We start from the raw sequence: 5,608 nt of genomic DNA, 5'->3' as shown, positions 1-5,608 counted from the left end.
CCGCAAGACGCCCTATGAGGCGACAGTCGAATGGTACGGGAAACGGCCCGACCTATTTAACCAGGAGCCTACCCAGTTCCGAACGCGTCACAGTTGTTCACAATGTGATGAGACTTGACATATAATCACTATGTGTACTCTCGCACGATTTACCTTCATGAATTTTACATGAAAATTTTCGCGTGTCTGCCGCCAGGGCGGCAGACACGCGAAATAGGGATAAAAGCCGCTCCATTAATGGGAGCGGCTTTTCTCATCTCAGTATCGATCATCGGGCGCCATAAGCAGCGCCAGCATACGTTCGGGATCGTCCAGAAACATCTTGGTGACTTGATAATGCTCAGTCTCCCGGTACTCGGTCCGTGCAATCCCCTCAGCGGAAAACTGCAAAATCGAAGCATTGGGGTAAGCCATCAAAATGGGCGAGTGGGTGGCGATGATAAACTGCGAGCCTTGCTGAAGAAGTTCGTGCATCCGACGCAGCAACGCCAGCTGCCGCTGCGGGGAAAGCGCGGCCTCAGGTTCGTCCAGCAGGTAAAGTCCACCGCCACCGAAACGGTGAACGAGCAGCGCCATGAACGATTCTCCGTGGGACTGTTCGTGGAGGGATTTGCCTCCGTAGGAATCGATCACTGGCGGTGGCTTGTATTTATCTTCTAGCTCGTCCTCATCCAGTCGCTCGATTTCCGTAGCCACCGTGAAGAAGCTTTCGGCGCGAAGGAAGTAGGAATCTCGCGGGGAGCTTATTCCTTTGACCAGTGTCAGACAATCGCCCAGGCTGGAATGAGAAGTGCGTGTGGAGTAATTGAAGTTGCGCCCGCCGCCCTCAGGGTTAAACCCGGCGGCGACGGCGATGGCTTCTAAAAGCGTAGACTTGCCCGTTCCATTATCGCCAATGAGAAACGTAACTTGTGGATGAAGCTTGAGGCGTGACAACGAACGGATCGGCGGCAGGGAGTAGGGATACGAATCGAACGAGGTAACGCGGTCACGGTTGAGAATCAATTCGTGAACGAACGGACCTTTGGCGTCACGATTCTTCTTCATGTCCTATTGTAACATGAAACCATAAACCATCGGAGGCGACGGCAGGCGAAATTAATACCCCTTCACCAGCCTCTGGAAGTTCTCGCGGTCAATTGCCCGCGTGGCGGCTTCTTCGTAGGTGACCGTCCCGGAGCGGTGCAGTTCGGCGAGCATGCGGTCCATGGACTGCATGCCGTATTGCTGGCCGGTTTCGATGACGGAGTTGATCTGGTACGTTTTGCCTTCGCGGATCAAGTTTCGCAGGGCGCTGGTGGCGATCATGATTTCGATGGCGGCGACGCGGCCGCCGCCGATCTTGGGGAGAAGCTGCTGGGCGACGACGGCTTCAATGCTGGTCGAAAGCTGGATGCGGATCTGATCCTGCTGATGCGCGGGGAAGACGTCGACGATGCGGTCGATGGTGGCCGGCGCGGAGCGGGTGTGCAGCGTCGCGAACACCAAGTGTCCGGTTTCGGCGAGCGTGATGGCGGCGGAAATCGTTTCCAGGTCGCGCATTTCGCCGACGAGGATCACGTCCGGGTCTTCGCGCAGGGCGGCGCGCAGGGCGTTGTTGAAGGAGATGGTGTCGCCGCCGAGCTCGCGCTGGTTCACCATGCTCTTCTTGTGAAGATGCAAATACTCAATCGGATCTTCGATCGTCAGGATGTGCGAGTCGCGCTCCGTGTTGATGATGTCGATGATGCTGGCGATGGTGGTGGATTTTCCCGATCCGGTCGGACCGGTCACCAGCACCAGGCCGGAGTGCTTGCGCGTCAGTTCCCGAATGACAGGCGGAAGCTTCAGCTGCTCCATGCTGGGAATCTTGTTCGGAATGACGCGCATGGCGCAGGCCACCGAACCGCGCTGGCGGTAGACGTTGAAGCGGAAGCGCCCGACATTGGGGACGCCGTAGGAAAAGTCGAGTTCATGCGTGCGCTCGTAGACCGCGATCTGTTCCGTGCTCAGGATGTCGTAGACGATCCGCTGGATCTCGCGCGGCGCGCCCCGATCGTACGGCAGCGGAGTGACACGTCCGTCCTTGCGCACCATCGGCGGCAGACCGGTGGTCAGGTGCAGGTCCGAGGCGCCGTACTCCACGGTTCGCTGAAGCAGTTCGCTGATATGAGTTTCGGAAAGACTGGTCACCGCCTCCACCGGAGCGCCGTGGTCGGCGGCGCCGCCACTCTGATCGGCGATGGGGCGTGCGGTTGGCGCAAGCAGATCATCGAGTTCGTCCCCGACTGTGCGCGGCGCGGGGGCGGCGGGCGGCTTGGGAGCGTAGTCGTCAATGGAGTTGGATTGAATGCTGGTCGCATCGGAAAGACGCCGCAGGTCGGAGCCCAAAAATCCCATGCCGGCGGGGGAGTCGGCGTCGTCGGCGGAGCCGCCCGCCGTGAATCCTGTGGAGGACGCCACGGGAGCGGGGGCGTTCTTTTTGACGTCCTTCAAATAAAGCAGGGGCGTTTCTCCCGCCTGCTTGGCGCGCTTTTCCGCTTCTTCGGCTTCGGCGCGGGCGGCGAGCAGGAAGTCGATGCTGTTCGTGGACTCCTGGATCTGAGACAGAAAATCGAAGTCCTCGGCGGGTGCGGCGGCGGGCGGCGCGGGTTTCGCAGCGGCCGGTTCGATCGGATTGAGCGGGAGCAGGTCTCCGTTATTGACAATCATATAAATGCTTCTCTATCGGTTCTTTGCGTTCTTATCCGGCGTAAATCACGCGCAGGGACTCTTCGAGGGTCGTCATGCCGAGCAGGATCTTCTCCATGGCGTCATCCTTCAAGGTCCGCATACCGCCCTCAATCGCCGCCTCGCGGATGGCGTACGATGAGGAGCGAGCCAGGATCAACTCGCGGACTTTATCGGTGACAGGCATGAGTTCGTAGACGCCGATGCGGCCTTTGTAGCCGCTGCCCTTGCAGTTGTCACAGCCGCGTCCCCGGTAGAAAGTGACATCGCCTTTGTCCAGTAGGTCCAGGTTCATTCCCAGGCGCTTGATGGCGTCCTTGGGCGGCGCGTACTGTTCTTTGCACTTGGAACAGACGGTGCGCAGCAGGCGCTGGGCGAGCACGCCGACGACGGAGGAGGCGATCAGGAAGCTTTCCACACCCATGTCCAGAAGGCGCGCCACGGCTCCGGGCGCGTCGTTGGTGTGCAGGGTGCTGAGAACCAGGTGACCGGTCAGCGCGGCCTCGATGGCGATCATTGCCGTTTCCTGGTCGCGCATTTCTCCGACCATGATAATATTCGGGTCCTGGCGCAGCATGGAGCGCAGACCGGCGGCGAAGGTCATTCCGGCGCGGACATTGACCATGCTCTGCGTGATGCCCGAAAGCTCGTACTCCACCGGGTCTTCAATCGTCAGAATGTTCTTTTCGCCGGAGTTCAGCTTCGACAGCACCGAGTAAAGGGTGGTGGACTTGCCCGATCCCGTCGGTCCCGTGACCAGGATGATGCCGTAGGTGCGTGAGATCATGCTTTCGAACATGTCGTACGTGTAGGGCAGCAATCCCAATTTGTTCAAGCCGACGGAGATGTTAGACTTGTCCAGAACGCGCATAACGATCTTCTCGCCGAATACGGCGGGAAGGGTGGAGACGCGGAAGTCGTAAGGGCGGCCTTCGATGGTTGCGGAAATGCGGCCGTCCTGCGGCGCGCGCTTTTCGGAGATATCCATCTCGGCCATGATCTTGATACGCGACGTGACCGCCGCCTGCGCTTTTTTGGGCAGGACCATGCCGTCCATCAGAATGCCGTCCACACGATATCGAATGCGAAGACAATCTTTGGCGGGCTCGATATGGATGTCCGACGCCTTTTCTTGAATCCCGCGCGAGATCACCATGTTCGCCAATCGCACAACGGGAGCTTCGCCGGACATCTCCTTGAGCTGTTCGATCGTGATGCCGTCGTCGTTCTTGTGATCGTCGGTCAGCATGATGTCGCCGCCGCCGAGGTCGCGCATCACATCGGTCACGGCGTCCTTGACATTGACTTCCGTGCGGTAATTGTTCGTAATCGCGTTGATGATGTCTTCTTCGGTCGCGATCAGCGGCTCGACTTCCTTGCCGGTAATCAGCCGAATTTCGTCGATGGCGAAGATATCAAGTGGGTTCTTCATCGCCAGTGTCAGCTTCTTTGGGCTGCGCTCGATGGGGATGACCTTGAAGCGGCGGGCGAGTTCCTGCGTGACGGCGGCGAGCACGTCATCCTCGATCTTGACATCCGTCAGGTCGATGTACGGCACGCCCCATTGCTCGCCAAGACAGCGCACGCGGTCGCGTTCGGTGATCAATCCCATGGATACGAGAAGATCGCCGATCTGCTCCTGCGACTTCAGCTGCCGCTGCTTGTCGAGCGCCTGCTGCATCTGATCGGGAGTGACCAGACCGCTGGATACAAAGATATCTCCTAAAACTGCGGATTGCATGAAGTGACTTTCCTAAGAACCGAACGCTGTAGAATACGATACGGACGGGAGTGCGTTCACACGCGCTCTACCTAGTAAAGATTATCGGTTGTTGGGGGGAGGTTCTGTAGACGGAGGGAGGATGTCAGATGTCGCCGGGGCGAAGTCGGGACGAATCTTATTGATTAGGTTTCGGCCCCTCCGCCCCATCCTGGGGTACCGGATTGCGACGAACGCGTTTCCGAGTTCCCCAGGATGGGGTGGAGGGGCCGAAATCCCATGGGTGATCGCGAGGCCTAAACCGTTTCCTTCTGGACACCGACCTTCACGAAGATCACCAGTTCGTTGCGGTTGTGCGTGTGCTGTGTATCTCGGAACAACTGGCCGAAGAACGGCAGGTCGCCCAGGATCGGGACTTTCTGGATGTTCTTGATGTCGGTCTCGCCGATCAGGCCGCCGATGGCGATGGTTTCGCCGTCTTTGACGCGGATCGTGGTGGTCGCTTCGCGGTTCGAGATCTGCGGCAGGCTGCCGCCGCCGGGGACCGCGAGGTATCCGGAGATCGTCGAGACTTCCGGGTGGATATTCAGCGTCACATAGCCGTCGTTGTTGACCTTGCCGGTCACGAAGAGTTTGATGCCGATGTTGACCGAGTCCGTGGTGACGGTCTGGCCGGTCGATGTCTGCGTGATCGACGAAATGTAGCGGACGGTGTCGCCGATGAAGACGGCCGCCTGCTCACCGTCGATGGCGGCGATGTTCGGGTTGGACAGCAGCTTCACGTCCCCACTCTTGATCTTGGCGTCCAGCTTGACCGTTGCGATATTGGACAGCGCCGAACGGCCGATGGTGCCGAACTTCAGAATATTGCCTGGGTACGCAGACGGTGAGCTTGTCCCGTTCAATGCGCCGCCCAGTTCTCCAATCGTTGTCGAAGCACCAGAGAAATCCCAGCCAAGACCGAAATCTTTTTCGTTGGTGAGCTGGACTTCCGTGATCTTCGCCTCATACGTGATTTGCTTCGGCTGCGTGTCCACCTGAGCGATTAACGTTTTGGCGCGGGCGATGTCGCTGTCCGATCCAGTCAGCAGCAGCGCATGGGTCGTGGCTTTGACCGCGACTTTCGTGGAGGTCTGCGCGCCGCCGGAAGGGTCGGGAGCGCCGGCGCCGGGCGCCGCT

3 protein-coding genes and 1 pseudogene are annotated in these 5,608 nt (G+C 59.1%); all 4 read right to left on the bottom strand.

Translation table 11 applies throughout. The features are described 5' to 3' along the window. Nucleotides 1–258: 258 nt before the first annotated feature. Nucleotides 259–1,047, bottom strand: a complete 789-nt coding sequence (locus ABIZ35_RS09655; RefSeq protein WP_348219680.1) for an AAA family ATPase — start codon at nucleotides 1,045–1,047, stop codon at nucleotides 259–261. Nucleotides 1,048–1,098: 51 nt separating this feature from the next. Beyond that, a complete protein-coding gene (locus tag ABIZ35_RS09650; RefSeq protein ID WP_348219681.1) occupies nucleotides 1,099–2,148 on the bottom strand; it encodes a type IV pilus twitching motility protein PilT in 1,050 nt (349 codons plus the stop codon). A 574-nt stretch (nucleotides 2,149–2,722) separates the two neighbouring features. Further along, on the bottom strand, nucleotides 2,723–4,450 hold the full coding sequence (locus ABIZ35_RS09645) for a GspE/PulE family protein (protein WP_348219679.1): 1,728 nt from the start codon (nucleotides 4,448–4,450) through the stop codon (nucleotides 2,723–2,725). Nucleotides 4,451–4,725: 275 nt separating this feature from the next. Beyond that, nucleotides 4,726–5,608: pseudogene (locus ABIZ35_RS09640) on the bottom strand (hypothetical protein); the annotation flags it as partial.

This window comes from Capsulimonas sp. (genome assembly GCF_039929585.1).
Taxonomy (GTDB): domain Bacteria; phylum Armatimonadota; class Armatimonadia; order Armatimonadales; family Capsulimonadaceae; genus Capsulimonas.
Note: the sequence above shows the minus strand (reverse complement) of the source record. Positions and strands in the feature narration are given on the sequence as shown.